The organism is Solemya elarraichensis gill symbiont, assembly GCF_002021095.1.
Lineage (GTDB): Bacteria > Pseudomonadota > Gammaproteobacteria > Chromatiales > Chromatiaceae.
The window spans coordinates 1-1,505 of record NZ_MPRK01000333.1 but is presented as its reverse complement, the minus strand read 5'-3'; the positions used below and the strand labels follow the sequence as shown (position 1 = coordinate 1,505).

The 1,505-nt window shown below is 55.0% G+C and carries 3 protein-coding genes; all 3 read left to right on the top strand.

The window, feature by feature from the left end; translation table 11 throughout:
* Nucleotides 1-132, top strand: a 132-nt coding sequence (locus BOW51_RS10750) for a DUF3577 domain-containing protein (protein WP_135568278.1), incomplete at its 5' end; no start/stop codon positions are given.
* Between the two features lie 104 nt (nt 133-236).
* Complete coding sequence (radC, locus tag BOW51_RS10745) at nt 237-752, top strand: RadC family protein (RefSeq protein ID WP_078477701.1); 516 nt, start codon at nt 237-239, stop codon at nt 750-752.
* A 97-nt stretch (nt 753-849) separates the two neighbouring features.
* Nucleotides 850-1,278 carry a DUF6573 family protein gene (locus BOW51_RS10740; RefSeq protein WP_078477700.1) on the top strand — a complete coding sequence of 143 codons (429 nt, stop codon included), beginning with the start codon at nt 850-852 and terminating at the stop codon, nt 1,276-1,278.
* The last annotated feature ends 227 nt before the right edge of the window (nt 1,279-1,505 follow it).

Genomic DNA, 1,505 nt, shown 5'->3' with positions numbered 1-1,505 from the left:
GAGTCCTTCACCTTCAAGAACGGGGACAAGGCCGGTGAGACCGGCATCAGCCTGAAGGCCCGGCTACTGCGCATTGCGTGGGCCAAGGTCGACGGGCAACCGTTCTACACCGCACAGGAAGACGCGGCCTAACTCAACGTATAGCCGGGTAACACCAAGTTATCCGGCCACTTTCTACCCATCGGGGGATCATTCCTCCGAGGGACTGATCTCCCTTTTTCTTGAGGAGATCAGTCATGAAGAAAACGGATGCATCCGTAGAAGCGTTGGTAGAAGACCGGTTGTCCGGTTTGAGACCAGCAGACTTAAACGATGTGGAAAAGCAGTCAGTGATCACACTGGCGATGAAGGTGTTGTCCATCAAACATCGAGCCGGCAGGATTTTGAGTAAACCGGACGAGACGCGGGATTTCCTGCGTCTGCGCCTGGCAGACTACCGTAATGAAGTTTTCGGTTGTATGTTTCTCGATAACCATCACCGGATCATCGCCGTGCGTGAGCTGTTCCATGGCACCATCGATGGAGCCTCGGTTCACCCGCGGGTTGTAGTGCAGCAGGCCATGGAGGTGAATGCCGCCGCCCTGGTCTTTTATCACTATCATCCGTCGGGTGTTGCAGAACCCAGCAACGCAGATGAGGCGATTACACGCCGGCTGAAAGACGCACTCGCACTGGTTGATGTGCGGGTGCTTGACCACTTCGTGGTCTCGGCTGGCGAAAGTGTCTCATTCGCCGAATCTGGACTTATCTGAAGTCCATCACTTTTCACAAACCCGGCCGGGAAAGCATCTTCTTCTCCGGCAGGGGAGGAGGTGTGACCTGGCGTCTATCCATCACAGGAGAAAACCCATGAGTAACATTTCCAATGAACAATCCGCCGAAGCGTTTTTCGGTGAGGTCGTCTCAACCTATACCCGTGCACAGGCCATTGAGGACGGTGTACTGATTGATGCGGGATCCATGGCCAGCGAGGCCGGTTTCAAATGGCCTGTTGCGCTGACATCTGCGGTCTGGGCCGATTGTGTGGCCTGGACCGAGGATGACAGTCAACAGCAGGTGCATCAGGATCAGTCGGGGAGGCTTTGGGATGTCCTGTATATGGCGTCCCATGCCATTCGTACGAGCCAGGATTCGGGTGACCGGCTGTTGTTCCAGCTGTATCGGGTAGCCCGTGACGGCCACTCGACCGAAGCGGTGTTGGACACGCTGAAACTCATTATCGGTCCAGGTGATGCCGGTGAACCGGTTATCACGATCCTGCTGCCGCATGAGGACTGAATCCTAGTACGCATGCTGTTCAATCAACCGATCAAGTCAACGACTTGAGTTCTTCACCATACCCACCGGGGAGACTGTCTCCCTGGTGGGTGATGGTCTCCCCCTGTAACCACTCAGAAGGAGATCATTATGAAATATGTTGTTCAATACACCTTGCCCTATGAGCACCGGGTTATGGTCGGCATCGAGGCCGACAATTCGGATGAAGCGGTCAGTAAGGCCGAAAC

Bases quoted from the DNA above. Each gene is read 5' to 3' on its own strand.
- radC (WP_078477701.1), top strand. From the start codon at position 237: ATGAAGAAAACGGATGCATCCGTAGAAGCGTTGGTAGAAGACCGGTTG.
- BOW51_RS10740 (WP_078477700.1), top strand. From the start codon at position 850: ATGAGTAACATTTCCAATGAACAATCCGCCGAAGCGTTTTTCGGTGAG.